Genomic DNA, 2,333 nt, shown 5'->3' on the forward strand with positions numbered 1-2,333 from the left:
CCGCCACCCCAAGCACCCCGACCTCGACTCCCCGCAACCCCTCCCGTCCCGCGACCACCTCGTATCCGGCAACCCGTCCACCCTCGACCCTCACCCGGAGAGCCAGCAGCAACCTGCCTCCCGGCGCGACCACGACGCCCACGTCCCCGTCGACAAGGGCCAGGGCCGCGAACCGCGTCCGGTGTCGCAGCAGTACCGTCCCCTCCGCGACCGCCCGGGCCCCGCGCAGCTCGGCGGCCACGCCCGGCGGCAACACGGCGGGGTCGGCGTGGCGGACGACATCGGGGGCGAGTACGTCGAGGAGCGCGCCGAGGTCACCGCCCCGCGCGGCGGACAGGAACGCCTCGACGACCTCCCGGTGCCGGTCGAGTTCGGCGCCCGGCACCACCGGCGTGCCCCGCACCTTGTGCCGGGCCCGGCTGGCGAGCTTCTTCGTGGCGGGCTGGGACCGGTCCAGGACTGCCGCGATACGGTCGAACGGCACCGCGAACAGATCGTGCAGGACGAACGCGACCCGCTCCGCCGGACCCAGCGTGTCCAGCACCACCAGCAGCGCGAGCCCCACCGAGTCGGCGAGCACGGCCTCGTCCTCGGGCAGGTCGTCGGTGCTCGGCTCCGGCAGGTCGTCGCCGTAGGGATCCTCCCGTCGGGACGCGCGTGAGCGGAGCATGTCCAGGCAGATGCGGGAGACGACCGTCGTCAGCCAGGCGGTGAGGTTGCCGATGCCGTCGTCGCCCGCGCGGCCGAGCCGCAGCCAGGCCTCCTGCACCGCGTCGTCCGCCTCGCCGAGCGAACCCAGCATCCGGTACGCGACCGCCCGCAGCTGCCCGCGCCGCTCCTCGAACCGCTCCGCCAACTCGTCGTGCCCCCGCATGGGTCACCTTTCCTCGTCGTGCTCCGTCACCTGTCCGACGAACCCGAACCGACCGAGGTGACCACACCATGCTGCTGCACATCGACTCCAGCGCCGACACGAGTGCCGACTCCGTGACCAGGCAACTCACCGAGACCTTCGCGCGCAACTGGCACTCCGCGCACGGCGGCACGGCGGGCCACCGTCACCGCGACCTGTCCGCCGCACCGGTGCCGCCGATCACCTCCGCCTACACCACCCTCGGCCGCCGCGTGGAACGCGAGGGCTTCGTCCCGCCCGCGAAGGTCCCCGCACTGATCGAGAGCGCGGCCGAACAGCGCGAGTGGGAGCTGACCCTCCCGTACATCACCGAACTCCTCGCCGCTGAGCCGCTGTTGCTCGGTGTCCCGATGTACAACTTCTCGGTGCCCGCGTCCCTGAAGGCATGGATCGACCGCGTCACCTTCCCCGGCGCGCTCACCGACCCGGACACCGGCGAGAGTCTCCTGCGCCACACCCGCGTGATCGCGGTCATGGCACGCGGCGGCGGATACGGCCCCGGCACCCCGCGCGAACACTTCGACTTCCAAACGCCGTACCTGAAGGCCTACTTCGGCAATCTCGGGGTGCCGCCGGAGAACCTCCACCTCGTCGCCGCCGAACTCACCCGGGTCGACGTCCTGCCCCAGCTGGCCGGCCTGGAGGACCTGGCGGCGGACTCCCTCGCCCGTGCCCGCGCCACGCTCACGGCACTCGCCGCCGCCTGACCTCAGCGCGCCCGCGACAGCGCCAGGGCCGCCTCACGCGCCTCCGCCGCCGGCTTCGCGCTCCCGGTGATGCCCGCCGTGACCATGGCCCCCTCGGCCAGCAGGAACACCTGCCCGGCCAGCACGTCGGGCAGTCCCGCGTCCGCCACCAGCCCGGCGAGATACTCGCGGAACGCCCGCTTGTGCGCCCGCACTTGGGCCACCACCCGCTCCGAGGTCGCGCCCAGCTCGCCGTACGAGTTGATCCACGCGCACCCGCGGAAATCGGCCTCGCCGAACCACTCCTCCAGCCAGTCGAAGACGGCCGGAATCCGTTCCCGTGGATCAGCGTGCCGCGCGACGTGCTCGGCGAGGCGTCCGCGCCAGCGCAGGTCACGCCGTTCGAGATACGCCTCCACCAACTCCTCCTTCGCGGGGAAGAGTTGGTAGAGCCGCTTGAGGGAGAGTCCGGAGGCGGTGCGGACGGCGTCCATGCCGACGGCCTGGACTCCCCGCCCGTAGAACAGCTTCTCGGCGGCGTCCAGCGCCTGCTCCCGGGCGACTTCGCTGTCCATGGATCCGGCCCTCCTTGACGCGAGAACGTGCGTTCTCTACGTTAGCAGCCACGTGGAGAACGCACGTTCTCCATCATGCCATCCTGCCCCGTCCCATCCCATCCCGTCCCGTCCCGTCCTCATCCGCTTTGGAGACGACCATGGCCGACCGCCCTCCCC

The 2,333-nt window shown here is 72.1% G+C and carries 3 protein-coding genes; 1 reads left to right on the forward strand and 2 read right to left on the reverse strand.

Annotated elements, in window-relative coordinates:
• A partial coding sequence (locus ACNFOC_RS53355) for a sigma-70 family RNA polymerase sigma factor (RefSeq protein WP_416966165.1) occupies window positions 1-874 on the reverse strand: 874 nt, incomplete at its 3' end.
• A 68-nt stretch (window positions 875-942) separates the two neighbouring features.
• Here ACNFOC_RS53355 and ACNFOC_RS53360 point away from each other — a divergent pair.
• Window positions 943-1,620 (forward strand): FMN-dependent NADH-azoreductase, encoded by a 678-nt coding sequence (locus tag ACNFOC_RS53360; RefSeq protein ID WP_416966166.1) that lies wholly within the window; start codon window positions 943-945, stop codon window positions 1,618-1,620.
• Window positions 1,621-1,622: 2 nt separating this feature from the next.
• On the opposite strand, the gene ACNFOC_RS53365 is transcribed toward ACNFOC_RS53360, so the two are convergent.
• Window positions 1,623-2,174 carry a TetR/AcrR family transcriptional regulator gene (locus ACNFOC_RS53365; RefSeq protein WP_416966167.1) on the reverse strand — a complete coding sequence of 184 codons (552 nt, stop codon included), beginning with the start codon at window positions 2,172-2,174 and terminating at the stop codon, window positions 1,623-1,625.
• Window positions 2,175-2,333: the final 159 nt, after the last annotated feature.

The organism is Streptomyces colwelliae (assembly GCF_048158785.1).
GTDB lineage: Bacteria > Actinomycetota > Actinomycetes > Streptomycetales > Streptomycetaceae > Streptomyces.